This is a genomic window from Bacillus cereus group sp. BfR-BA-01360, assembly GCF_022663595.1.
GTDB lineage: Bacteria > Bacillota > Bacilli > Bacillales > Bacillaceae_G > Bacillus_A > Bacillus_A cytotoxicus.
In genome coordinates, this window is sequence record NZ_JAKUFV010000100.1 from 1 (window position 1) to 242 (window position 242).

The window sequence follows — 242 nt, forward strand, 5'->3', positions numbered from 1 at the left end:
GGTGGGACAGATGATTGGGGTGAAGTCGTAACAAGGTAGCCGTATCGGAAGGTGCGGCTGGATCACCTCCTTTCTATGGAGAATGGATGAATGTTGTTCATCAATATAAGTTTCCGTGTTTTGATTTCGTTTAGTTTTGAGAGTTCAATGAAAAAAAGTATTGACTCTAAAAAAGAAATGTGATATAAATTAATTCTGCAAATTGTATGGGCCTATAGCTCAGCTGGTTAGAGCGCACGCCT

General features: G+C 40.1%; 1 rRNA gene. It reads left to right on the forward strand.

Annotated elements, in window-relative coordinates:
* Positions 1 to 73: ribosomal RNA gene (locus tag MR056_RS22125) — 16S ribosomal RNA — on the forward strand; the annotation flags it as partial.
* Positions 74 to 242: the final 169 nt, after the last annotated feature.